Below are 23,290 nucleotides of genomic sequence, written 5' to 3'. Positions count from 1 at the left end.
GCCCCACGGAGGGCGCGCAGGGACCATCGGCGCGTGCCCGTCGCCGTCCGCCCCGCGTCGCCGGTCTGGACCGCGGGGGCGCCGCCGGCGGGGGTCCGGCGCGCCATGGCCGCCGAGGGGCTCCTCGTCGAGGTCCTGCCGTCGGTGTGGCTGCCCGCCGACCTGGTGCGGGAGCCCGCGGCCCGCGCCGCCGCGCTCGTCGCCCACGTCACGGGGGCCTGCGCCCTCCCCGGCTCGGTCCGCTGGTGCCTGCCCCCGGGAGCGGTCGTCGCCCTCGCGGCGGCCGCGTGGGTCCACGGCTGCCCCGCGCCGCCGCGGCGCGTCGACCTCCTCGTCCCCCGGGGCACCGGGCCCGGCCCGGCCGGCGGCGCGGTCCGGCTGCGCCGCGTCGCGGAGCCCGCGCGCGGCGCGCGGACGGTGGGGGACCTCGTCGTCACCGGTCCGGAGCGGACCGTCGAGGACCTCACCGGCTCGGCCGACCCGCAGGACCGCGCGGCCCTCGCCTGGGCGCGCGGCACGCAGGTCGACGCCGTCGGTCAGGCGCCGGCGTGCTCCTCCCGACGACCGGTGGCCCGGTAGACGTCGAAGACCCCGTCGACGCGGCGGACCGCGCCCAGCACGTGGTCGAGGTGGCTCGGGTCCCCCATCTCGAAGGTGAACCTCGAGATGGCGACGCGGTCCCGCGACGTCGTCACGGACGCCGAGAGGATGTTGACGTGGTTGTCCGTGAGGACCCGGGTGATGTCGGAGAGCAGCCCGGAGCGGTCGAGGGCCTCGACCTGGATCTGCACGAGGAAGACGCTGTCGGCGCCCACGGCCCACTCGACGTCGACGATCCGCTCCGGCTGGCCCATGAGGCCGCTGACGTTGCCGCAGTCACGCCGGTGCACCGAGACGCCCTGGCCGCGGGTGACGAAGCCGATGATCGGGTCGCGCGGGACGGGGGTGCAGCAGCGGGCGACCTTGACCCAGACGTCGTCGACCCCCTTGACCACGACGCCGGGGTCGCCGGAGCGCCGGCGCTCCGGGGTCCGCGGCGGCGGCAGGACCGCCTCGGCGAGGTCCTCCTCGGCGCCGCCCTCGCCCCCGAGCGCGGTGACGAGCCGCTGCACGACGGAGGCGGCGGAGACGTGCCCCTCGCCGACGGCGGCGTAGAGGGCGGAGACGTCGGCGTGGTGGGTGTCCCGCGCGACGCCCGCGAGCGAGTCGTGGGACATCAGCCGCTGGATCGGCAGGTGCTCCTTGCGCATCGCCTTCGCGATGGCGTCCTTGCCCTGCTCGATGGCCTCCTCGCGACGCTCCTTGGAGAACCACTGCTTGATCTTGCTGCGCGCGCGGGGGCTGCGCACGAAGGTCATCCAGTCGCGGCTCGGCCCGGCGCCCTCGACCTTGGAGGTGAACACCTCGACGACGTCGCCGTTGTCGAGCGCGGACTCCAGCGGCACGAGCCGCCCGTTGACGCGCGCGCCCATCGTGCGGTGGCCCACGTCGGTGTGGACGGCGTAGGCGAAGTCCACCGGCGTCGACCCCGCGGGGAGTGCGACGGCGTCACCCTTGGGGGTGAACACGTAGACCTCGGCGGCGTTGATCTCGAAGCGCAGCGACTCCAGGAACTCCCCCGGGTCGGCGGTCTCGCGCTGCCAGTCCAGCAGCTGGCGCAACCACGCCATGTCGTTCGCGTCCGTGCCCCCCTTGGGGCCGGTGTCGGCCGGGTCGGAGCCCGTCTTCGTGGCGTCCTTGTACTTCCAGTGCGCCGCGACCCCGAGCTCGGCACGGCGGTGCATCTGGTGCGTGCGGATCTGGATCTCGACGGGCTTGCCCTCGGGCCCGATGACCGTCGTGTGCAACGACTGGTACATGTTGAACTTGGGCATCGCGATGTAGTCCTTGAAGCGCCCGGGCACGGGCGTCCAGCGCGCGTGCAGCGCGCCGAGGACGGCGTAGCAGTCGCGGACCGAGTCGACGAGGACCCGGACCCCGACGAGGTCGTAGATGTCGGCGAACTCGCGGCCCCGCACGATCATCTTCTGGTAGACCGAGTAGTAGTGCTTGGGCCGGCCGGTCACCGTCGCGCGCACCTTGGCCTGCCGCAGGTCCGCGGCCACCTGGTCCCGCACGACCGTGAGGTACTCGTCGCGCGCGGGCGCCTGCTCGGCGACCAGCCGGACGATCTCCGCGTGGACGCCGGGGTACAGCGTCGCGAAGGAGAGGTCCTCCAGCTCCCACTTGATGGTGTTCATGCCAAGCCGGTGCGCCAGCGGCGCGTAGATCTCCAGGGTCTCCTTCGCCTTGCGCTCGGCGGAGGCGGCGGAGACGTACCGCCAGGTGCGGGCGTTGTGCAGCCGGTCGGCCAGCTTGATGACGAGCACGCGGATGTCGCGCGCCATCGCGACGACCATCTTGCGCACGGTCTCGGCCTGCGCCGCGTCGCCGTACTGCACCTTGTCGAGCTTGGTGACCCCGTCGACGAGCATGGCGACCTCGTCGCCGAAGTCCGCCCGCAGCGCCGGCAGCGAGTAGCCCGTGTCCTCCACCGTGTCGTGCAGCAGCGCGGCCGCCAGCGTCGGCGCCGTCATCCCCAGGTCGGCGAGGATCGTCGTCACCGCCACCGGGTGGGTGATGTAGGCGTCCCCGCTCTTGCGCACCTGGCCGCGGTGCGCCTTCTCGGCGACGACGTAGGCGCGCTCCACGAGCGCGGTGTCGGCCTTGGGGTGGTTCGAGCGCAGGCTCCGCAGCAACGGCTCGAGGACCGGCGAGGTGCTGGAGGGCCGGGACCCGAGCCGTGCCAGGCGGGCCCGCAGACCCGTCGACGTGCCGTCGTCGAGCCGCGTCGGCACGTCCGTGACGGAGGGCGTGCCGGGTGCGGGGTCTGCCGCGGGCGTCCCGGTCGCCGCCGGGGCCGTCCCGGAGCGCTGCACCACGTCGTCGGACACCGGCACCTCCTCGCGCGGCCCCGGAGGAGGACCTCCCCCGGTGCGTCGACCTGGTGCCCAGCGTACGTCCGCGCCCGGTGGGCGGGGATCGCCGTCCCTCGCGTCAGGGCGGGTACGTGGGCGGGGGCGGGCGGAGAGCCGCCCGCCGGTCAGAGGGTCAGGAGCGCCTCGACGCGCCGGCCGGCCAGGGCGTCACGTCCGCCGAGGCCGCCGATCTCGGCGAGGACGACCACGGCGGCCACCTCGCCGCCGGCCCGCTCGACGAGCCGGCAGGCGGCCGACGCGGTGCCGCCGGTGGCGAGGACGTCGTCGAGCACGACGACCCTGCTCCCGGCGGGGACGGCGTCCGCGTGCACCTCGACGGCGGCGGAACCGTACTCGAGCTCGTAGGACTCCACGAGCACCTCCCGCGGCAGCCGGCCGGACTTGCGGACGGGCACGAAGCCCGCCCCCGCGGCGACGGCCACCGCCGCGCCGAGGACGAAGCCACGTGCCTCCACGCCCGCGACGAGGTCCGTCCCCGCGGGCAGCAGCCCGGCGAGCGCCCCGACGGCCTCCCGCAGCGCGCCCGGGTCTCCCAGCAGCGGCGTGATGTCGCGGAACACGACCCCCGGGACGGGGTGGTCGGGGACGGCGGTCAGCAGCGGCAGCAGCCGGTCGGCCGTCCCGCCCGCCGCGCCCTCCGCCAGCACCGCCGCGGGCGGCTCACCCACGACGACGCCCGCGGCGAGGCTGCGGGCGCTGCCCGCGGGCAGGACCGGCCGCGCCGTCACCCGCTGCGGCGCCGGCCGTCGCGAGCGCCGGCCCGGCCCCGGCCCGCTCGGCCTCGTCACGCTCGGCCTCCTCGCGCCGGTGCTCGCGGACCCGCTCGTCGTGCGCCTGCACCACGGCCGTGCGGCTCTTGACGAGGCCGAGGAAGGCCGGGGCCACGAAGATCGACGAGTACGTGCCGGCGAGCGTGCCGACGAAGAGCGCCAGCGACACGTCGCGCAGCGTCCCCGCGCCGAGGAGCAGGGCGCCGATGAACAGGATGGAGGCGACGGGCAGCACCGCGACGACCGAGGTGTTGATGGACCGCACCACCGTCTGGTTGACCGCGAGGTTCGCCTGCTCGAGGTAGGTGCGCGAGCTGCCGTCGAGCACGCCCGCCGTCTGCTCGCGCACCTTGTCGAACACGACCACGGTGTCGTAGAGCGAGAAGCCGAGGATGGTGAGGAAGCCGATGACCGAGGCCGGCGTCACCTCGAAGCCGACGAGGGCGTAGACGCCGGCCGTGACGAGCAGGTCGTGCAGCAGGGCCACGAGCGCCGCGCCCGCCATCGCGAGGTCGCGGAAGTAGAGGGCGATGACCCCGGTGACGAGCACGAGGAAGATGCCGATGCCCAGGAGCGCCTGGCGGGTGATGTCGTCGCCCCACACCGGTCCGACGAAGCTCGAGGTGACCTGGGCGGGGTCGACGTCGTACGCCGCGGCGAGCGCGGCGGCCACCTCCCCCGTCTGCTCCTCGGGCAGCTGCTCCGTCTGGACGCGGACGCTGTCCCCGCCGACGACGGACACGGCCGGCGGCTGCGCGTCGGCGTCGACGGACTCGACCGCCTCGGTGGCGAGCCCCTCGTCCGGGTCCGCCACCTGCGAGACGGTGTACTCCGACCCTCCGGTGAACTCGATGCCGGGGTTGAAGCCGCGCACCACGAGCGCGAGCACGCAGAGCAGCACGACGACGGCCGCGATCGTCAGGAGGCGGCGCCAGCGGTGGACGAAGTCGAAGGAGCGGCGCCCCGTGTAGAGGTCGTTGCCGAAGGCGGCGAAGCTGGGCACGTCTCAGTCCTCCGGGGTGGTGGTCGGGCGACCGGCGACGCCGTGCGGCACGGGGGTGTCGTCGCCGGGACCGCGGGCGCCGTCGTCCTCGGGCCGCTCCAGGTCCTGCTCCCCGTCGCGCCGGCGACGCTCCTCCGCCGCCCGGCGCTCGGCGATCGTCAGACGGCGCGGGTGCCCGGCCTCCTCGGGCGACGTCGCGTCGGCGCCCTCGCCGTGGCGCGGCCGGGTGCGGTCCGCGTCGGCCGGCGGCCGGTCGTCCGGTCCGGCGGGACCGTCCGGGCCCGCGAGGTCGCGCCCGCTCGCCGGGATGCGGAGCCGTCCGCGCCCGGCGTAGGCGACGGTGCGGCCGAGGTGCTCGGCGTCGAAGCCGGAGAGCCGGTGACCGCCGCCGAAGAAGCGCGTGCGGGCCAGCAGGCTGAGCAGCGGGTGGGTGAACATCACGACGATGAGCAGGTCGATGATCGTGGTGAGCCCGAGCGTGAAGGCGAAGCCCTGGACGCCGCCGACGGCCAGCACGTACAGCACGACGGCGGCGAGCAGCTGGACGACGTCGCTGATGATGATCGTCCGCCGCGCACGGGCCCAGCCGGTCTGGACCGCGGCCTGCACCGAGCGGCCCTCGCGGACCTCGTCGCGCACGCGTTCGAAGTAGACGATGAACGAGTCCGCGGTGACGCCGATGGCGATGATGAGACCCGCGACGCCGGGCAGGCTCAGCCGGTACCCCGCGCTCCACGACAGGAAGGTGATGGCGCCGTAGGACAGGAGAGCCGCGATGAGGAGGCTCCCGACGGTCACGAGGCCCAACGCCCGGTACTGGAGCAGCGAGTAGACGACGACCAGGCCGAGGCCGATGAGGCCGGCGACGATGCCGCTCTGCAGCTGCTCGGTGCCGAGCGTGGCCGAGATCTGCTCCTCGGTCTGGACCTGGAACGAGACGGGCAGCGAGCCGAACCGCAGCTGGTTGGCGAGGGTCTGCGTCGTCTCCTGCGTGAACGTCCCCGAGCCGCCGTCGTCGATCTGCGCCTGCCCGCCGGCGATGGGGCCCTGGACGCTGGGGGCCGAGATGACGAGACCGTCCAGGACGATGGCGAACTGGTTCTGCGGCGGCTGGAGCTGGGAGATCCGCGAGGTGATGTCCCGGAAGAGGTCGCCGCCCTCGGAGGTGAAGTCCATCGACACCACCCAGCCACCGGTCTGGAAGCCCTGGTTGTTGGTGGCGGGCGACGAGCTCGCGCCGGACAGGTCGGAGCCGGACAGCTCGACGGGGCCGAGGATGAACTTCTGCTGGCCCTCCTGGTCGCAGGTGACGAGCGGGGCGTCGGGGTCGGACGCGGCCCCGCCGCTGCGGTTCGCCGGGTCGGTGCAGTCGAGCGCCGCGAACTCCTCGGCGACCTCGGCCGTGATGGCGGAGAGGTCGCTGGCCGTCCCGGCGCCCGGGGCCTCGGTCGGCGCCGCCGTCGGTGCCGGCGTGGCGGGCGCCTCCGTGGCCGGAGCGGTCGTCGCCGGGGCGGTCGGCGTCGCCGCCGGGGTGGCGGCCGTGGTCGCGGCGGCGGGCGTGCTGGTGAGGAGCGCGGAGGGGACGACGCTGCCCTGGGTCGACTCGGGCGTCACCGCGGGAGCGGGTGTCTGCGGGGCCGCCGTCTCGGGGCTCGCCGTCTCGGGGCTTGCCGTCTGGGGGCTCGCCGTCTCGGGAGCGGTGGCCGCCGGCGCGGGGGTCGCGCCGTCCGTGGGTGCTCCGGTGGCGCCGTCGGTGGGGACCGGGGTGGCCCCGTCGGTCGGCGCGGGCGTCGCCCCGTCGAGCGGCTGGCCGGTCGTCGGGTCGATCGGGCCGGGGCCCGCGACGGTGAGGACCGGGCGGAAGGTCATCTGCGCGGACTGGCGGATGAGCTCGAGCGTCGCCTGCTGGTCCTGCGGGTCGCCGGGGAGCTCGACGAGGATGTTCTGCGCGCCCTGGGCGCTGACGCTCGCCTCGCCGATGCCGCTGCCGTCGACACGCTGCCGGATGATCTCGATGGCGTCGTCGATGGTGTCGTCGGTGACCTGGCGCTGCGAGCCGTCCTCGGTCGGGACGGGGGTGAGGATGACGCGCGTCCCGCCGGCGAGGTCCAGGCCCAGGCCGGGGGTCCAGGCCGCGCTCCCCCACGTGGCGGCGGCGGCGATGCCGCCGTAGAGGAGCGCCACGACGACGCCGAGGGCGCCGAGGGTGCGGATCGAGCGGGTGCGGGTGGTGGCGGCCACGGCGGCGTCGTCCTCCAGGCGGGGTGGGGCGGGCGGGCGGCGATGCCCGCCGACGACCCGTGCGGGGTCGGGTCAGGCGGGGCGGCGCGTGCCGTCGGGCCGGTCGTCGCCGTCGTCGACGCGGGTCTCCGGGGTACCGGTGACGGCGTCGTGACGCGGGTCGTCGTCGGACAGGACGTCGTCGTCGACCGACTCCTCGTCGACCGCGTCGTCGTCGGCGACGGGGTCGACCGTGCGGGCGATGGCCTGGCGCAGCCACCACGTCGTGACGCCCGGGGAGATCTCCAGCTCGACCCGGTCCCCCTCGACCGTGACCACGTAGCCGAACTGCCCGGAGGCGGTCATGACCTCCGTGCCCGGGCCCAGGCTGCTCTGCATCTGCGCCACCTGCTTGCGCTGCTTGCTGCCGCGGAAGGCGATGAGCACGAGCGGCACGAGGAGGAGCAGCAGGATCGCGGATTCCATGGGGCGGAGCCAGCCTTCGCAGTCGTCGAGGTGGACGCCGTGGGAGGCGTCCACGCAGGGCACTCCTCGTCACTCTACGGGAGGCACCTGGAGCCCCCGGTCGGGCGAGCGGGTCGACGACCGTCCCGCCACCCGTGACCGAGAGTCGAGACGCGATGACGGACCGTGCGAGCGATCACGTCGTGTCGTCGACGGCCCCGCCGTGGAGGCGCCCCTCGCCGAGCACCGGCAGCGTCGGCTGGAGCACGGCCCCGGGCGGCGGCCGCAGGCCCAGGTGCGCCCACCCCTCCGGCGTCGCGACCCGTCCGCGAGGGGTGCGACCGATGAGCCCCTCGCGGACGAGGAAGGGCTCGGCGACCGTCTCCACGGTCTCCGGCTCCTCCCCCACCGCCACGGCGAGCGTCGACAGCCCGACGGGACCGCCGCCGAAGCGGCGGCACAGCGCGCCGAGGACGGACCGGTCGAGCCGGTCGAGCCCGAGCTCGTCCACCTCGTAGACCCGCAGCGCGGCGCGGGCGGCGCCCGTGTCGACCACGCCGCTGCCGCGCACCTGCGACCAGTCCCGCACGCGCCGCAGGAGGCGGTTGGCGATGCGCGGCGTGCCGCGGGACCGCCGTGCGATCTCGCGCCCTCCTCCCCCGGTGAGCTCCAGGCCGAGCAGGGCCGCCGAGCGACGCAGCACCTGCTCCAGCTCGTCCGGCGCGTAGAAGTCGAGGTGCCCGGTGAAGCCGAAGCGGTCGCGCAGCGGGGCCGGCAGCAGCCCGGACCGCGTCGTCGCGCCCACCAGGGTGAACGGGGGCAGGTGCAGCGGGATCGCCGTCGCGCCGGCGCCCTTGCCGACGACGACGTCGACCCGGAAGTCCTCCATCGCGACGTAGAGCATCTCCTCGGCCGGACGCGCCATGCGGTGGACCTCGTCGAGGAAGAGCACCTCGCCCACCTCCAGGGACGAGAGCACCGCCGCGAGGTCGCCCGCGTGCTGGATGGCGGGCCCGCTGGAGATCCGCAGCGGCCGCCCCAGCTCGCTCGCGACGATCATCGCCAGCGTCGTCTTGCCGAGCCCGGGAGGGCCGGAGAGCAGGACGTGGTCCGGCGCCCGGCCGCGGCGGCGCGCCGCCTCGAGGACGAGGGACAGCTGCTCGCGCACGACGCGCTGGCCGACGAAGTCGTCCAGCGAGGACGGGCGCAGCGCCGCCTCGGCCGCCCGGTCGTCGAGGTCGGCCCCGGTGTCGACGAGGCGTCCGCCGCGCCCGGCGAGCTCGGCCTCCTCGGCGGCCGTCGGCGCCGCGCCCAGGTCGAGCTCGGCGGACCCGTCGGCGTGCGCCCCCTCGCCCGGGTCGGCCCCCGGGCTGCTCCTCGGGGTCATCGGCCCCTCCCGAGGTGGCGCAGCGCGTCGCGCAGCACCTGCGCGACGTCGCGGCCGTCCTCCTCGCCGTCGGCCGGGCCGACGGCGGCGACGGCGTCCTGCGCCGCCCTCGCCGTCCACCCGAGCCCCACGAGCGCCTCGACCACGGGCCCTCCCCCGGCCGCGGAGGACGCCGTCGTCGTCGGCAGCGCCGCCGCGGGCGTCGCACCAGAGGCGGCCTGCGGCGGCCCGAGCCGGTCGCCGAGCTCGAGGACGAGCCGCTGCGCGCCCTTGCGACCGATGCCGGGGACCCGGCACAGCGCGGTGAGGTCTTCTCCCGCGACGGCCGCCCGCAGCCCGTCGGGGGCGTGGACCGCGAGCATCGCCAGGGCGAGGCGGGGACCGACGCCGCTGACGGTCTGCAGCATCTCGAAGACCGCGCGCTCGTCGTCGTCGGCGAACCCGTAGAGGGTCAGCGAGTCCTCCCGCACGACCATGCTCGTGGCCAGCTCGGCCTCGTGCCCCACGCGCAGCGTCGCGAGCACCGCCGGCGTCGCGTGCAGGAGGAGGCCGACGCCGCCGGTGACGACGACGGCGGCGTCGAGGCGCAGCGCGGCCACGCGGCCGGAGACGGAGGCGATCACGGGCGGCGTTCTCCTCGGCGACGGGACGTCGGGCGGGGCCCGGACGGCGGCACCGCCCGGACAGGTGTTCGACGGCGACGCTAGCGCGCACCCCCGACGCCGGGCCGCACCCCGGAGGACCGGCGCGCCGCCGCGCCCCACGCCGTCGGGCGCACCGCCCGGGCGTCGCGGTCCGCCGCCGCCCACGCGGCCTGGGCGGCCGTCGGCTCACCGGAGGCGGAGGAGGCCGGGGCCGCCCCGCGCCACAGGTGGCACAGCGCCAGCGCGAGCGCGTCGGCGGCGTCCGCGGGTCTCGGCGCCTCCTCGAGCCCGAGGATGCGGGTCACCATCGCGGTCACCTGCCGCTTGTCGGCCCGGCCGGAGCCGGTGACGGCGGCCTTGACCTCGCTGGGCGTGTGCAGCCCCACGGGGAGCCCGGCCCGCGCGGCCGCCAGGAGGGCGACGCCGGAGGCCTGCGCGGTCCCCATCACGGTGCTGACGTCGTGCCGGCTGAAGACCCGTTCCACGGCGACGGCGTCCGGGCGGTGCCGCGCGACGGCCAGCTCCAGCGCCTCCGAGAGCGCGAGCAGCCGCTCGGCGAGTGGGGCGTCGACCGGCGTGCGGACGACGGCGACGTCGACGAGCACGGCCCGCCGGCCCGGCGCGGCGTCCAGGACGCCGACGCCGCAACGGGTCAGCCCCGGGTCGACCCCCAGCACGCGCACGTGCCCACCGTCGCAGGCCGCGCGGGCAGGACGGCGCAGGCGCGCGCCCGGCGCGCCGGGCGCCGGACGGCGTCAGCCGACCTGCTCGAGCACCTCGTCGCTGGCGTCGAAGTTGGCGTAGACGTTCTGGACGTCGTCGCTGTCCTCGAGCGCGTCGATGAGGCGCAGGACCTTCTCGGCGCCCTCGACGTCGAGCTCGACCTGCATCGACGGCACGAACTGCGCCTCGGCGGAGTCGTACTCGATGCCCGCCTCCTGCAGGGCGGTCCGCACCGCGACGAGGTCGGTCGCCTCGCTGACGACCTCGTAGACGTCGCCCGTCGCGTTGACCTCCTCGGCGCCCGCCTCGAGGACGGCGGCGAGCACGTCGTCCTCCTCGAGCCCCTCGGCCGGCACCGTGACGACGCCCTTGCGGGAGAAGAGGTAGGAGACGCTGCCCGGGTCGGCCATGGTGCCGCCGTTGCGGGTGAAGGCGACGCGGACGTCGGAGGCCGCCCGGTTGCGGTTGTCCGTCAGGCACTCCACGAGCACCGCGACGCCGTTCGGGCCGTACCCCTCGTACATGATCGTCTGGTAGTCGACGCCGCCGGCCTCGGCGCCGGAGCCGCGCTTGACCGCGCGGTCGATGTTGTCGCCCGGGACCGAGCTCTTCTTGGCCTTCTGGACGGCGTCGAAGAGCGTCGGGTTCCCGGCGAGGTCGCCCCCACCGGTGCGGGCCGCCACCTCGACGTCCTTGATGAGCTTCGCGAAGAGCTTGCTCCGCTTGGCGTCGACGACGGCCTTCTTGTGCTTGGTGGTAGCCCACTTGGAGTGGCCGGACATGGCGGATCGACCTCCTGCGCGTGCGGGCCCCGGTGCCCCGCCGTGCGTCCGTCGCGGGTCCGCCAGACGTGTCGTCGGGCTAGGCCGCGCGGACAACCTCGGCGAAGAGCCGGTGCACCCGGGTGTCCCCGGTGATCTCCGGGTGGAACGACGTCGCGAGCAGGTTCCCCGCTCGCACCGCGACGATCCTACCGGCGGCGGGGCCGGAGGGGACGACGCCGAGCGGCTCGACGCCCGGCCCGGCGTCCTCGACCCACGGCGCCCGGATGAAGACGGCATGGACGCTGCCGCCGTCCTCCGGTCCGGGCGAGGGCCAGTCGCGGTCGGTCACGCCGGCGAGCTCGAGGTCCGTCTCGAAGGAGTCGACCTGGCGGCCGAAGGCGTTGCGCCGGACGGTGACGTCGAGGCCGCCCAGCGTCTGCTGGTCGTGCGTGCCGTCGAGGAGGCGGTCGGCGAGCAGGATCATCCCCGCGCACGAGCCGTAGACCGGCAGCCCGTCGACGATCCGGTCGACGAGCGGCTCGCGGAGCTCGAAGACCCGCAGCAGCTTGTCGATGACCGTCGACTCCCCGCCGGGCAGGACGAGACCGTGCACGGCGGCGAGCTCGTCCGGCCTCCGCACGACCACGGCCTCGACGCCCGCGGCCGCCAGCGCGCGCAGGTGCTCCCGGGTGTCCCCCTGCAGGCCGAGGACGCCGACGACGGGGGACGCGCTCACGGACCGCGACCCTACGGTCCCTCCTGCGTCGCCCGGCACCACGTCGTCGAGGTGCGACACCGGGGCACCTCCGGGCGCACGACGTCGTCGACGTGCGACCCGAGGGCGCCCCCGAGCGCAAGAAGTCGTCGAAGTGCGGGTGAGGGGCACCCCCGAGCGCAATAAGTCGTCGACGTGCGACATACGGGCGCCCCCAAGCGCACGACGTCGTCGACGTGCGACACAGGGGCACCCCCGAGCGCAATAAGTCGTCGACGTGCGACATACGGGCGCCCCCAAGCGCACGACGTCGTCGACGTGCGACCCGAGAGCACCCCCGAGCGCAAGAAGTCGTCGCAGTGCGGGTGAGGGGCACCCCCGAGCGCAAGAAGTCGTCGAAGTGCGACACAGGGGCGCCCCCAGGCGCAAGAAGTCGTCCAAGTGCCGGGTAAGGGCGCCCCCAGGCGCGAGACGTCGTCGACGTGCGACACAGGGGCACCCCCGAGCGCAATAAGTCGTCGACGTGCGACATACGGGCGCCCCCGAGCGCGCGACGTCGTCGACGTGCGACATAGGGGCATCCCCAGGCGCGAGAAGTCGTCGACGTGCGACACAAGGGCGCCGCCGGGCGCGCGACGTCGTCGACGTGCGGGGAGGAGGCACCCCGGGGCGACGTGACGTGGTCGACCCGACGGAACGGGGCCGCGGGACGGACAGGGCCCGCCACCCCTCCCGAGGAGGGGCGGCGGGCCCGTCGGTCCGGCCGGCGGGGCGGCGCCGGCGCGGCGCTCAGCCCTCGGCGACCACCTGCGCCATGAGGCGCGCGGCCCCGACGACGTCGCCGCTCGCGAGCGCGTGCTCGGCGTCGGCGACGAGCGCCGCCGCACCGGGCGCGGCGTCCCCGGCGACGACGTCGGCCTGGGCCACGTCGCGCAGCACCTCGACGAGGGGCTCCGCGGCGTCGGAGTCCTTCCCGCGGCCCCGCTGCGTCTGCTCCACCGCGGCGAGCAGGCGCTCCCCCGCGGTCTCGCGCGCCGCGGAGGAGTCGCGCACCTGGCCGTCCGCCGTCCACACCGGCGCCCGCAGCGCCGAGCGGACCCGGGCCGCGACCGCGCCCGGACCGAGGTCGGCCGCGACCGCCTCGAGCGCGGCGCGCGGGGGGGTCGTCGACAGGCCCCAGCCGTAGGGGAACGCCGGCTCGTAGACGTCGTCACCCTGGTTGACCGGCACCTGGTCGGCCGAGGCCGGCCAGGTCACGGGCAGGCGGCCCGAGAAGGGCCGGTCCCCGAAGAGGACGTCGGCGACGCCCTCGCCCTCGGTGCCGGGCAGCCACGTCGCCACGACGGCGTCGGCCTGGTCGAGCACGTCGCCCAGCACCAGCGGGCGCCCGGTGGCGAGCAGGACGACGCAGTCCTCCACCGCGGAGCAGACCTTCGCCACCGTCGCCCGGTCGGCGTCGGTGAGCTGCAGGGTGAAGCCGTTGTTGCCGACGTCGCCCTGCCCCTCCGCGTACGGGCGCTCGCCGACCACGACGACGCCGACGTCGGCACCCGTCATGTCCGCCGAGGCGTCCGGGCTGACGACGACGTCCGCGTCCGGCGCCACCTGCGCGATGCCGTCGGCGATCGTCGTGCCCTCCGTGGTCGCCCCGGAGCCGCCCTGCCAGGAGATCGACCAGCCGCCGAGCTGGCGGCCGAGGTCGTCGGCGCTGGAGCCGGCGACGTAGATCCGGCCCTCCTTGGCCAGCGGCAGGACGGGCTCGCCGACCGGGCCGTTCGCCAGCAGCACCTGCGAGGCCGCGGCGGCCTCGCGGGCGACGGCGCGGTGCGCGTCCGAGCCGACCTCGTCGACCCCGCTGCGGTCGGCGAACGGCTGCTCGAACAGCCCCGCGTCCATCTTCTCGGTGAGGATCCGCGTCACCGCGTCGTCCACCCGCGAGACCGGCAGGCGACCGGCCTCCACGCCGTCGGTGGCCGCCGCGATGAAGGCGCCGAAGTTGTACGGCGCCATGACCATGTCCATGCCGGCGGTCAGGGACCGCTCGACCTTCTCGGCGTAGGTGCCGCCGGGCAGCTTGTCGACGGCCTCCCAGTCGCTGATGAGGAACCCGTCGAAGCCGAGCTCGCCCTTCAGCAGGCCGACGTTGAGGTCCTCGTTCTCCGTCATCCGCACGACCGGGCCGTCACCGATCTGCACCGCCGAGTAGGACGGCATGATCGTCCCGACGCCGGCGTCGATCGCCGGCACGTACGGCTCGACGTGCAGCCGCCGCAGCTCCTCGAGGCTCTTCACCCGGGTGATGCCCTGGTCGATCGGGTAGCCCGAACCGGCCAGCGACGGGTCGTAGTCGGTCCCGCCGTCGCCGACCCAGTGCTTGGCGGTGGCGAGCACCTCGTCGGGTGCCGAGATGTCGGTCGGGTCGTCCCCCTGCAGGCCCTGCACGGCCGGGGCCGCGAAGGACTCCACGAGCGCCGGGTCCTCGGAGAAGGACTCGTAGCTGCGACCCCACCGCTCGTCCCGCGTCACGCACAGGCACGGCGCGAAGGTCCACGGGATACCGGTGGCCCGCACCTCGGCGGCCGTGACCTGCCCCTCGGCCCGCACCAGTCCCGGGTCGCGGGTGGCGCCCATGCCGATGTTGTGCGGGAAGAGCGTCGCGCCGACCACGTTGTTGTGGCCGTGCACGGCGTCGACGCCGTAGACGATCGGCACCTGCAGCCGCGTGGACAGCGCCTCGCGCTGGAAGCCGTCGACCATGTCGGCCCAGCCGGCGGGCGTGTTGTCCTCCGGCACCGAGCCGCCGCCGGACAGCACCGACCCGAGACCCAGGTCGGCGATCTGCTGCGGCGAGGACAGGCCGAGACGCTCGGCCTGCGCCATCTGGCCGACCTTCTCGGCGAGCGTCATCCGCCCGAGCAGGTCGGCGACGCGCTCGTCGGTCGGCCGCGAGGCGTCGAGGTAACCGAACCCGTAGGCGTCGAGGACGACGCGCGGCACCGAGGAGACCTGCACCCCGGTGGGGGCGGTGACCTCGAGGGCGACGGTGCGGGCGTAGTCCTCCTCCGCCTCGCCCCGCAGCGTGGGGACGTCGAAGGTCACGACGTCGCCGTCCACGGAACCGGCCGGGAAGACGACCTGCCCGCTCGCGGCGGCGACGTGCTCGCCGACGACGGCGCCGGTCGCCGGGTCCTCCGGGTCGGCCACGGCCCAGTCGAGGACGAGGTCCTCGGCCAGCGGCTCGTCGCCGGAGAGCCCGAGCCGCAGGCCCGCCGTGGCGGTCTCGCCGGGCTCGACGAGGACGACGTCCTGCGCCGCCGCGACCGACGTCGTGACGACGGGCGCCGGCGAGCCGCTGACGGCGACGTCGTCGAAGCGGTACTGCACCGGCTCGGGCGTGCCCGGCGTGAAGGTGACGGCGTAGCCCCACGAGCGGTCCAGGTCGAGCGTCCCGTTGCGGGTCGCCGCGTCACCGGGCTGGTAGCCCGAGAGCGCGAAGTCCTCGAAGGGGATGACGACGTGCTTCCAGCGGCTGTCCGCGCTGCCCCAGCGGTCGAGGAAGGACGCGCGCCACAGCTCGGAGTGCTCCCCGTCGGTGCCGCCGTCCTTGAGCTCGACGACGATCTCGTTGCCGGCGGTCGGCGAGGCGGGGTTGGAGTCCTGGCTCGCGTACCACCACATCTCGAAGGCGCCGTAGTCGCTCCAGTCCTGCGTCTGCGCCAGGTTGTGCGACAGGCCGCCGTACTGGCCGGAGGGGATCGAGTACTCCCCCGCCAGGACGTGGTTGTCCTCGGGAGCCCCCGGGCGGTCGGCCTGCTGGACCTCGATGCTCGGCACGGCGTCGTCGGACGCACCCCAGCCGAAGATCCCGGTGGTGCTGCCGGGTGCGACCAGCGGGACGTCGCCCTCGAAGTCGTCGACCACGAGGCGCTGCGTGAAGACGCCCACGTCGTCGAAGCGCCAGTCGCCGGCGCCGAGCGACGAGAGCGTCACGGCGTAGCCGAAGACGGTGCTCGGGTCGAAGCGGGCGTCCGAGTCCGGGACACCCTTCTGCCGCAGGTCGGCGAAGCGGACGGCGATGCGGCGCCAGCCCTCGGTGTCGTCGGCCAGCTGGACCTCGAACTTCGTCGCCGAGTCGGCGTTCGTCCCGCCGCTCTTCAGCTCGTAGGCCAGCGTCCGACCGGTACCGCGGCCGAGGAACCAGAAGCCGAAGCCGTCGGCGTCGGACCAGTCCTGCGCGGTGCCGTAGTCGTGGGTGAAGCCGCCCCAGCCGCCGTCCGGCATCTCGGCCACCTGCGCGCGCAGCGCGCTGCCGTCCGTGCCCTCCCGCTCGGCGGGCACGAGGGACAGCTGCGGCGTCGAGGACGCGGCGGAGCCCCACGCGAAGACGGGCAACGGCTCGGCGTCGAATGCGTCGACGACCGTGACGTCGCCCTCGGAGACGGGCGCCGGCGGCGCGGGCGGCGCCTCGGGCTGCGCGACGACCACGGACGTCGACGTGCGGGCCCCGAGCGCGATCGCGTCGGTCGGGTCGGACAGCACCAGCTCGGCCGTGCGGCCCGGGGTCGCGCCGTCCAGGACCGGGACCTCGAGCGACGCCTCGGTCTCGCCGGCGAGGAAGGCGACGTCCTCGTCCACCGCGGCGACGTCCTCGCCGACGACGGCGTCACCGCCGGTCGTGCTCACGTGCACCGTGGCGTCGCGGTCGGCCGGCTGGCCGAGGCGGACCGGCACGGTGGCCGTCGTGCCCGGCTCCGCGGAGGTCGAGGCGCTCGGGAAGGCGGCGGCGGAGACGTCCGTCGTGCCGAGGACGCGCAGCGCGAAAGCGGAGTACCCGTAGCGGTGCGGCGTGCCCGGGTCCCAGTCCCACTGCGAGCGGCGCTCGAGCATCTGGAGCCGGACGGCGCGCACGTCGTCGCCGGCGTCGCCGAGCTCGACGACGTCGTCACCCCCGTCCGCGCCCTCGACGGTCTCCACCGTCTCCCAGGCCGCGCCGTCCGTGCCCGGCGCCGCGTCGGAGACCTGGACGGCGTACCGGGTGGCGTAGGCCGCCTCCCAGTCGACCTCGACGCTGCGGACGTCGGCGGGCACGCCCAGGTCGGCGGTGACCTCGGCCTCGAAGGGGACGTCGGCGTCGGGGCCGTTGCCGCTGGCCCAGCGGGTGGCCGGGTCGCCGTCGGTCAGCGCGGCGACGGGGAAGGTGCCGTCCGCGTCGTCCTGCTCGGCGGTCGCGGTGACGAGCGCCGTCCGCGCGAGGTCACGCTCGGGCGCCGGCGCGGCCGCGGCACCGACGGCGCCGAGCCCGGTGAGCCCGGTGAGCCCGGTGAGCACGAGCGAGGCGGCGGCCGACGTCGCCACCGTGCGGCTCAGCGCACCTCCGCGGCGGCCGGGTGGGGGCGGTGCTCCGGCGCCGGCCTCGTGGGCGGCGTCCGGGCCCCGCAGGGGCAGGTGCGGCATCTACAGCTCCGTCGCGTCTCGGGCGGGCACCGTCGCCCACCACCGGGCGCACCGTACGAGCCGTCCCGAGTCGTCCACAAGGTGGCCGCTGCCCGAGGACGTGAGGGTCCGTCCGGGTTGCGCGTGCCGCGTCGGCGTCGCGCGGTCACGCGCCGGCGCAGACGCGGCCCACCGCGAGGGCGATGTGCGCCTCCGCCACCGACAGGTCGACCGGGACGACCTCCGGACCGTCCCCGTCGTCGCCGCCCGACCGCACGGCCTGCACGAGGGCGTCCCCCAGCAGGTCGTCCGCCCGCACGGCGCCGAGGCAGCGGGGAGGCGCGACCGCGAGGGCCACCTGGGTCGTCGTCCCCGGCGGGATCTCGACGCCCTCGACCACCGGCGACAGCCCGGAGATCCCGCCGTCGTCGACGCGCAGGCGGTAGGGCACGGGAGCGGTGCTCGTCAGCGCCAGCGAGACGGTGCCCTCCGGCGTCGTCCGGCTGCCCGTGACGGAGACGGGCGAGAGCCGCGTCCGGGCCTGCAGCGCGCACACGTCCCGCAGCGGCTCGTCCCGGGCGGCCTCCGGGAGCCCCTCCAGGTCGACGACCTCGGTCGCGCCCGACGCGCCGAGCACCCGCAGCCAGGGTCGCCACGGCGGCGGGTCGTCGCACGTGCCGGGGACCTCCAGGACCAGCTCCCCCGTGCCCGTCGCCGGCACGGCCGGCGCCCGGTCCAGGCCCGGGCCGCCGGCGCGGGCCGCTCCGGCCGTCCCGACCGCCCCCTCGAGCCGACCACGGGGCCCGCTCGTCCCCCCGCCGACGACGGTCAGGTCCTGCGTCGCCAGGCTCGCGACCACGAGCCGCACCGCGAGCCCGTCGGCCGGTCGACCCGCGCGGACGTCCGCACCGAGGTCCGGGGCGGCGGACACGACGACGAGCCGCACGTCGGTGCCGTCGCCGCGCACGGCGAGCAGGGCACCGCCCGCGCCGAGCGCCGCCGCGAGGAGCAGCGCCGTCGCCCCGCGCAGGCGCGCCCCGCGGGACCGGCGCCCGGGACGATCCGGCCCGGCGCGCGTCGCACGAGGGGCGTCGAGCTCGTCCGGGTCGGGCCTGCTCGGGTCGGGCCCGCTCGCGTCGGGCCCGTCCCGGTCGGGCGCCCCCCGGGCCTGCGCCGGTCCGCCCGGCGGCGCGGGCGGCTCCCGCCGCCGCCCGAGCGCCTCACGGCTCACGGGCCCCGGCGGCCGCGGTCGCGGTCGCGCGACGGCCCCTCCACGCCGTGAGGGTAGGCGGGCGTCCGGGGGCGGGCGCGCGTCGCGTGGCACAGTCCGCGTCGTGCCTCCCGACGCCACGGCCACCCCGACGTCGCCGGCCGGTCTGCGCCGCCTGGCCGCGTCGCTCGACGAGCACGAGCCGCTGCGCCACCTCCCCTCCCGCTACCTGCTCCCCGAGGGCCTGGTGTACCTGGACGGCAACTCCCTCGGCGCGCTCCCGCGGCACGTGCCGGACGCCGTGGCCGACGTCGTCCGCCGCCAGTGGGGCGAGGGGCTGGTCGCGTCCTGGAACGACGAGGGCTGGTGGCAGGCACCGCAGCGGGTGGGCGACCGGGTCGGGCGCCTCGTCGGCGCCGCGCCCGGGCAGGTCGTCGTCGGCGACTCGACCTCCGTGCACCTGTTCCAGTGCTACGTCGCGGCGGCGCGCCTGCGCCCGGGCCGGCGGGTCGTCGTCGCGGACCCCGACGCCTTCCCCACCGACCTGCACCTGCTCTCCTCGGCGGCGCGGCTGCTCGACCTGGACGTCGTGCCGGCGCGGCCGGCGGACGTGCCGACCCTGCTCGCGGCGCGCGGCGCCGAGGTCGCCCTCGTGGCGCTGTCGGAGGTCGACTACCGCACCGGGGAGCGGTGCGACGTCCCCGCCCTGACCTCGGCGGCGCACGGCGCCGGCGCGCTCGCGCTGTGGGACCTCGCGCACTCGGTCGGCGCCACCGACGTCGACCTCGACGCCGCCGGCGCGGACCTCGCCGTCGGGTGCTCGTACAAGCACCTGTGCGGGGGCCCGGGGGCGCCGGCGTGGGTCTACGTCGCCTCCCGTCACCAGCGGTCCGTGGACCCCCCGCTGACGGGCTGGCACGGCCACGCGGACCCCTTCGCCATGGACGGGCGCTACGAGGCCGCCGACGACGTCCGGCGGATGCGGATCGGCACGCCGCCGATGGTCTCGCTGCTGGCGCTGGACGCCGCGCTCGACGTGTTCGACGACGTCGAGCCCTCGCGGCTGCGCGAGCGTTCGACCTCTCTCGTCGGGCTCCTCGTCCGCGCGCTGCGCGACGTCGTGCCGGAGCTGCCCCTCGCCGGACCGGGTGACCCGGCGCTGCTCGGGGGCCACGTGGCCGTCCGCTCCCCCGACGCCTACGGCGTCGTCCGGGCGCTGGCCGCCCGGGGGGTCGTCGGCGACTTCCGTGCCCCCGACCTCGTCCGCCTCGGCGTCTGCGCCCCGACGACGACGCACGCCGACCTCGTCGAGGGGGTGCTCGCGCTGCGGGCCGTGCTCGACGCCGGCGAGCACGTGGACCCCGCGCACGCCGTGCGGTCGACGGTCACGTGAGCACCGCCAGCCCCTGCGGGGGAACCCCTCCCGCCGAGGTGTCCCCCGACAGGACCGGCGCGGGCCGCAGCGTCCTCGTCACGGGCGCGAGCTCGGGCATCGGCTGGCACGCCGCCCGCGGCCTCGCCGAGCGCGGCGTCCGCGTCCTCCTGGGCTCGCGCGACCCCGGCCGCGGGCGTCGCGCGGCGGACGCCCTGGCGGCGGCGGTCCCCGGCGCCGACGTCCGCGTCGTGCGCCTGGACCTCGCCGACCTCGGCTCCGTCGTGGCGGCGGCGCAGGAGGTCGCGTCGTCAGGGCCCCTGCACGGCCTGCTGGCCAACGGCGGCCTCACCGGGACGTCCGGACGTCGGACGAGCGCCCAGGGCTCGGAGCTCATGCTCGCCACCAACCACCTGGGGCACGCCGCGCTCGTCGCGCTGCTGCTGCCCTCGCTCGCCGAGGGTGGGCGAGCGCAGGTGTCCGCGGGCGCCGGTCCCGCGCGCGTCGTCGGCGCCGGCAGCATCGCCCACCGGTTCGTCCGGCCGCCTGCGGACGTCGACGGCTGGCAGTCGCGCCGCGGCTTCGTCTCCTTCCGGGCGTACTCGCGCTCGAAGCTGGCCGTGCTGCTGCACACCGCCGAGCTCGACCGGCGGCTCGTCGCCGCCGGGGCGCCGGTGCGGGCGCTGGCCTTCCACCCCGGCTACGCCGTCGACGTCCTCGACGACGTGCGGCCGCAGACGGATCGGGACGGCCGCGACGACGTGACGCACGCGACCAGGGCCGGCGCCCGGGTCCTGGCCCGGGCCGGCCTCCTGCAGGGCAAGGCCGGTGGCGCCCGGCCCGCCGTCGCCGCCGTCCTCGGGCCGTCCGCCCTCGACGGGGCGCGCGAGGGCGTCCCCGCCTACGTCGGTCCCACCGGTCCGGCGGAGCTCGCGGGAGGTCCGGCGCTGGTCCGCCCCGCCCGCACGGTCGCGGACCGTGCTGCGGCACAACGTCTCTGGGTGCTGACGCAGGACCTGGTCGGCGACGCCACCGGCGTCCCGCTGGGCCCGTCCCCGGGCTGAGCCCCGCGACCACGGCCGCCCTGCGACCGGGCCCGTCGCGGGTAGCGTCGTCGGCATGACCTCGGACCCGCTCACGGTCGGCTACGCGGCGATGCTGGAGCAGTTCTCGCCCACGGAGGCGGTGGAGCTGACGGCCCTGGCCGAGCAGCACGGCTTCTCGGGGTGCATGGCGGGCGACCACTTCGCGCCCTGGGTGCCGCAGCAGGGGCAGGCGGCGTCGGTCTGGCCCGTGCTCACGGCGGTCGGCGAGCGCACGCGCGGTGACTTCGGCACCGGGGTCGTCGCCCCGGGGTGGCGCTGGCACCCGGCCGTCGTCGCGCAGGCGTCGGCGACGCTCGCGGCGATGTACCCGGGCCGCCACTGGCTCGGCGTCGGGGCGGGCGAGGCCCTCAACGAGCACGTCGTCGCGGACTACTGGCCCGAGGGCGGGGAGCGCTCGGCGCGGATGTTCGAGGCCGTCGAGCTCGTGAAGAGGCTCTTCGACGCCTCCGCCGCCGGGAAGGACGTGAGGTTCCGCGGGACGTACTACCGGCACGAGACGACGCGGCTGTGGACCATGCCGGAGCAGGCGCCCGAGGTGCTCGTGGCCACGGCGGGGCCGCTGAACGCGAAGAAGGCCGGCCGTCTCGCCGACGGGCTCATCACCGTCGGCGCCCCGCTGGAGAAGATCTCCGGCCTCTTCGAACGTTTCGACGAGGGCGCCCGCGAGGCGGGCAAGGACCCGCAGGCGATGCCGAAGGTGCTGCAGCTGCACCTGTCCTGGGCCGAGACCGACGAGCAGGCGCTGCAGAACGCCCTGCGCGAGTGGCCGAACGGCGGGATGCGGTTCCCCAAGGCGGACATCCGCTCGCCGCACGACTTCGCCGCGATGGCGCAGCTCGTGCGCGAGGAGGACTTCGAGGGCCGGATGGTCATCTCCAGCGACCCCGACGTGCACCGCGCCGCGATCCAGGCGCACCTGGACCTCGGCTTCGACCGGGTGTACCTCCACAACGTCGGCCGCAACCAGCGCGAGTGGGTCGAGGTCTTCGGGCGCGAGGTGCTGCCCGCGCTGCACCGCTAGACGAGGCGGCGTCGGCCGGTCGTCAGCGCTCGCCGCAGCCGGTGAGCCGGAGGTCGCCGTCCCCCACCGGCTCGAGCGCGGCGCCCACGTCGCTCGCGTCGGCGACCCACGGGCCGAGGGCGTCGAGGAGGTCGTCCCGGCCACGCGCGTCCTCGAGGCGCACGAGCACGGCCGTGCACGCACGGTCGTCGTCCGCCGGGTCGACCCACGTCGTCCACGCGTCCCCCGTCCACGCGTGGGTGACGACGTCCTCGGGGTCGAGCCAGTAGCCCTCGTCCCCGGCCTGCGCGACCTGCGGCAGCAGGGCGAGCGGGAACAGGCCCAGCGTGCCGGAGCCCAGCACCTCGACGCCCTCGGGCGCGGTCGGCGCGTCGACCTCCACCGCGGGCGCCAGCCCCGGGACCGCACCGGGGTCGGGCCGGGCCGCCAGCACCTGCTCCGTCGTCGTGAGGGGCGCACGCAGGAGCTCGTCGACCGCCTCGGGACCCCCGTCGTCGCCGACGGCCTCGACGGCGACGTACCCGTAGTCGTAGGGGAAGAGGGAGAGGGCGTCGAGCAACGGGTCGTACGCCGGGTCGCCCTCGGCGACGCCCTCCCCCTCCGGCGTCCCGTCCTCCGGGCCGACCTCCCACGCCTCGTCGTAGGCGTCCAGCCGGTCGTCGTCGAGCGTGTCGTACCAGGCCCAGGCGACCGCCTCGGCGGACCCCTCGACGACCGCGGTCGCGGCGCTCACCTGCTCCGGCGTCGCCCCCTCGGCGACGACGGCGTCGAGGTCGACGTGCTGGTCGTCGAGCGCGTGGGTCAGCTCGTGCACGAGCGTCTCCTCCACGGCGGGCGTCCAGGTCTGGCCGCGCAGGACGACCTCGCGGGTCTCGGTGTCGTAGAAGCCCGTCACGGCGGAGTCGCCGTCGTCCCAGGCCTCGCGGTACGCGGTGGCGGACGGGGTGAGGCCGAGGGCGGCGTAGGTCTCCGCCCGCCCGCCGTCCGGGTCGTCGAGCGCCACCGCCCCGTCCTCCTCGAGCTCCGCGTCACCCTCGACCGCGTCCCCCTCGACCGCGTCCCCCTCTCCCGCGTCCCGCGGCCCTGCGTCGCCCGCGTCGGGGCCGGCGAGCGCCGTCTCGAAGGCCTCGTCGTCGAGGGCCTCGACGGGCACCTCCCGCTCCCACGCGAGCCCGCGCTCCTCGGCGACGAAGGCGCGCAGCCGGGGCAGCTCGTCGGGCAGCGCCTCCGCGACGGTGCGCTCGTCGCCGCCGTCGCCCGTGAGCAGGTCACCGAGCGACGAGCCGTCCGCGACCAGCGCGGCGCCGCCCACGGCGCCGACGCCCAGGCCGGAGCACCCGCCGACCACGAGCCCGACGGCGAGGCCACCGACCCCGAGGACCCAGGCCGGTCGCCGCCCCCGACGGGCGCCCGTCGGCTCGGCGGTCGGGGCCGGCCGCTCGTCGGCGTGGGGGCTCACGTGGCTCACCCCCGCATCAT

The 23,290-nt window shown here is 76.2% G+C and carries 17 protein-coding genes; 4 read left to right on the top strand and 13 right to left on the bottom strand.

Annotation, left to right across the window (positions count from 1 at the left end; translation table 11 throughout):
• Positions 1-33: 33 nt before the first annotated feature.
• On the top strand, positions 34-579 hold the full coding sequence (locus WDZ17_RS04895) for a hypothetical protein (RefSeq protein WP_339574014.1): 546 nt from the start codon (positions 34-36) through the stop codon (positions 577-579).
• On the opposite strand, the gene WDZ17_RS04890 is transcribed toward WDZ17_RS04895, so the two are convergent.
• The 12 genes from WDZ17_RS04890 to WDZ17_RS04835 all read right to left on the bottom strand — a co-directional run bounded on the left by WDZ17_RS04890 (position 537) and on the right by WDZ17_RS04835 (position 18,333).
• Positions 537-2,837: a RelA/SpoT family protein gene (locus WDZ17_RS04890; protein ID WP_422631835.1), complete on the bottom strand. Its 2,301-nt coding sequence runs from the start codon at positions 2,835-2,837 to the stop codon at positions 537-539. The genes WDZ17_RS04895 and WDZ17_RS04890 overlap by 43 nt on opposite strands.
• Positions 2,838-3,082: 245 nt before the next feature.
• Positions 3,083-3,586: an adenine phosphoribosyltransferase gene (locus tag WDZ17_RS04885; RefSeq protein ID WP_422631834.1), complete on the bottom strand. Its 504-nt coding sequence runs from the start codon at positions 3,584-3,586 to the stop codon at positions 3,083-3,085.
• 52 nt (positions 3,587-3,638) lie between these two features.
• Positions 3,639-4,751 carry a protein translocase subunit SecF gene (secF, locus tag WDZ17_RS04880; protein WP_339574011.1) on the bottom strand — a complete coding sequence of 371 codons (1,113 nt, stop codon included), beginning with the start codon at positions 4,749-4,751 and terminating at the stop codon, positions 3,639-3,641.
• Between the two features lie 3 nt (positions 4,752-4,754).
• Positions 4,755-6,992 (bottom strand): protein translocase subunit SecD, encoded by a 2,238-nt coding sequence (secD, locus tag WDZ17_RS04875; protein WP_339574010.1) that lies wholly within the window; start codon positions 6,990-6,992, stop codon positions 4,755-4,757.
• A gap of 72 nt (positions 6,993-7,064) precedes the next feature.
• Positions 7,065-7,511: a preprotein translocase subunit YajC gene (gene yajC / locus WDZ17_RS04870; RefSeq protein ID WP_339574009.1), complete on the bottom strand. Its 447-nt coding sequence runs from the start codon at positions 7,509-7,511 to the stop codon at positions 7,065-7,067.
• A 121-nt stretch (positions 7,512-7,632) separates the two neighbouring features.
• Positions 7,633-8,823 carry a Holliday junction branch migration DNA helicase RuvB gene (ruvB, locus tag WDZ17_RS04865; protein ID WP_339574008.1) on the bottom strand — a complete coding sequence of 397 codons (1,191 nt, stop codon included), beginning with the start codon at positions 8,821-8,823 and terminating at the stop codon, positions 7,633-7,635.
• The gene (gene ruvA, locus WDZ17_RS04860) at positions 8,820-9,446 is read right to left on the bottom strand and encodes a Holliday junction branch migration protein RuvA (protein ID WP_339574007.1); all 627 of its coding nucleotides are present in this window, start codon (positions 9,444-9,446) and stop codon (positions 8,820-8,822) included. The genes ruvB and ruvA overlap by 4 nt, the downstream gene beginning before the upstream one ends.
• 80 nt (positions 9,447-9,526) lie before the next feature.
• Positions 9,527-10,150, bottom strand: a complete 624-nt coding sequence (ruvC, locus tag WDZ17_RS04855; protein WP_339574006.1) for a crossover junction endodeoxyribonuclease RuvC — start codon at positions 10,148-10,150, stop codon at positions 9,527-9,529.
• A 72-nt stretch (positions 10,151-10,222) separates the two neighbouring features.
• Positions 10,223-10,972 carry a YebC/PmpR family DNA-binding transcriptional regulator gene (locus WDZ17_RS04850; RefSeq protein ID WP_339574005.1) on the bottom strand — a complete coding sequence of 250 codons (750 nt, stop codon included), beginning with the start codon at positions 10,970-10,972 and terminating at the stop codon, positions 10,223-10,225.
• A 79-nt stretch (positions 10,973-11,051) separates the two neighbouring features.
• Entirely contained in the window at positions 11,052-11,690 is a 639-nt protein-coding gene (gene pdxT, locus WDZ17_RS04845; RefSeq protein ID WP_339574004.1) for a pyridoxal 5'-phosphate synthase glutaminase subunit PdxT, read from the bottom strand.
• 768 nt (positions 11,691-12,458) lie between these two features.
• Positions 12,459-17,123, bottom strand: a complete 4,665-nt coding sequence (locus tag WDZ17_RS04840; protein ID WP_339574003.1) for a glycoside hydrolase family 3 N-terminal domain-containing protein — start codon at positions 17,121-17,123, stop codon at positions 12,459-12,461.
• A gap of 145 nt (positions 17,124-17,268) precedes the next feature.
• Positions 17,269-18,333 (bottom strand): hypothetical protein, encoded by a 1,065-nt coding sequence (locus WDZ17_RS04835; RefSeq protein WP_339574002.1) that lies wholly within the window; start codon positions 18,331-18,333, stop codon positions 17,269-17,271.
• A 103-nt stretch (positions 18,334-18,436) separates the two neighbouring features.
• Between WDZ17_RS04835 and WDZ17_RS04830 the strand changes: the two genes are divergently transcribed.
• Genes WDZ17_RS04830 through WDZ17_RS04820 form a run of 3 tightly spaced genes read left to right on the top strand, consistent with a single transcriptional unit; the run spans position 18,437 to position 21,811 of the window.
• The gene (locus tag WDZ17_RS04830) at positions 18,437-19,705 is read left to right on the top strand and encodes a kynureninase (RefSeq protein ID WP_339574001.1); all 1,269 of its coding nucleotides are present in this window, start codon (positions 18,437-18,439) and stop codon (positions 19,703-19,705) included.
• Positions 19,702-20,748 (top strand): SDR family NAD(P)-dependent oxidoreductase, encoded by a 1,047-nt coding sequence (locus WDZ17_RS04825; protein WP_339574000.1) that lies wholly within the window; start codon positions 19,702-19,704, stop codon positions 20,746-20,748. Before WDZ17_RS04830 ends, WDZ17_RS04825 begins: the two co-directional genes overlap by 4 nt.
• 55 nt (positions 20,749-20,803) lie before the next feature.
• The gene (locus WDZ17_RS04820) at positions 20,804-21,811 is read left to right on the top strand and encodes a TIGR03557 family F420-dependent LLM class oxidoreductase (protein WP_339573999.1); all 1,008 of its coding nucleotides are present in this window, start codon (positions 20,804-20,806) and stop codon (positions 21,809-21,811) included.
• 22 nt (positions 21,812-21,833) lie between these two features.
• Here WDZ17_RS04820 and WDZ17_RS04815 read toward each other — a convergent pair whose 3' ends face one another.
• Positions 21,834-23,279: a hypothetical protein gene (locus WDZ17_RS04815; RefSeq protein WP_339573998.1), complete on the bottom strand. Its 1,446-nt coding sequence runs from the start codon at positions 23,277-23,279 to the stop codon at positions 21,834-21,836.
• Positions 23,280-23,290 lie beyond the last annotated feature (11 nt).

Source organism: Pseudokineococcus basanitobsidens (assembly GCF_037482545.1).
GTDB classification, from domain to species: Bacteria; Actinomycetota; Actinomycetes; order Actinomycetales; family Quadrisphaeraceae; genus Pseudokineococcus; species Pseudokineococcus basanitobsidens.
Note: the sequence above shows the minus strand (reverse complement) of the source record. Positions and strands in the feature narration are given on the sequence as shown.

Coding starts and splice junctions, on each gene's coding strand:
- WDZ17_RS04850 (WP_339574005.1), bottom strand. CDS start 10,972: ATGTCCGGCCACTCCAAGTGGGCTACCACCAAGCACAAGAAGGCCGTC.
- WDZ17_RS04820 (WP_339573999.1), top strand. CDS start 20,804: ATGACCTCGGACCCGCTCACGGTCGGCTACGCGGCGATGCTGGAGCAG.
- WDZ17_RS04840 (WP_339574003.1), bottom strand. CDS start 17,123: ATGCCGCACCTGCCCCTGCGGGGCCCGGACGCCGCCCACGAGGCCGGC.
- ruvB (WP_339574008.1), bottom strand. CDS start 8,823: ATGACCCCGAGGAGCAGCCCGGGGGCCGACCCGGGCGAGGGGGCGCAC.